We start from the raw sequence: 404 nt of genomic DNA, 5'->3' as shown, positions 1-404 counted from the left end.
ATGGTAAGGTACAGTTTACCCCGGCTGAGAACTTCAACGGCGACGCGACCATCAGTTACACCATTACTGATGGTACCGCGACCGACAGCGCTGAAGTGACTGTGACCGTGGATGCGGTCAATGACGGCCCCGTTGCAGTAGACGATACAGCCAGCACCAACGAAGATACGGTTGTCACCATCGATGTGTTGGCCAACGATACGGATCTGGATGGCGATACATTAACCATCACCGAAGCGTACGTTCCGGCAGCGCAAGGCACGGTGGCGATTGTCGATGGTAAGGTACAGTTTACCCCGGCTGAGAACTTCAACGGCGACGCGACCATCAGCTACACCATTACTGATGGCACTGTAACGGACAGTGCAGATGTGACAGTTAATGTCACTCCTGTTGATGATGGT

At 53.5% G+C, this 404-nt stretch carries 1 protein-coding gene; it reads left to right on the top strand.

What is annotated here, in order from left to right; translation table 11 throughout:
* On the top strand, nucleotides 1-404 hold a 404-nt coding region (locus AYW76_RS18545; RefSeq protein ID WP_156489109.1), incomplete at both ends, for a tandem-95 repeat protein.

The sequence above is a fragment of the Marinomonas gallaica genome, from assembly GCF_001639745.1.
Taxonomy (GTDB): Bacteria; Pseudomonadota; Gammaproteobacteria; order Pseudomonadales; family Marinomonadaceae; genus Marinomonas; species Marinomonas gallaica.
Note: the sequence above shows the minus strand (reverse complement) of the source record. Positions and strands in the feature narration are given on the sequence as shown.